Consider the following 238-nt stretch of genomic DNA (forward strand, 5'->3'; position numbering starts at 1 on the left):
GCCGATCTTCGGTGACCGGCTCAATCTCGCCGTGGCGAAGCGATGCGACGCGGTCGATCCGGACAATGTCGACGGCTTCGGCAACGAGACCGGCTTCGACATCACCGCCGAGGACCAGCGCGCCTTCAACCTCTGGCTCGCCAAAGCCGCCCATCGGCGCGGTCTCGCCATCGGCCTCAAGAACGCGGCCGAGCTGGTGCCGCATCTCGCGCAGACCTTCGACTTCGCGGTCGTCGAG

1 protein-coding gene is annotated in these 238 nt (G+C 67.2%); it reads left to right on the plus strand.

The features are described from left to right. Window positions 1-238: endo alpha-1,4 polygalactosaminidase (locus ACYYG1_RS17865; RefSeq protein ID WP_461211675.1), on the plus strand; the 238-nt coding region annotated here is incomplete at both ends.

The sequence above is a fragment of the Desulfocurvus sp. DL1XJH-121 genome (assembly GCF_054819825.1).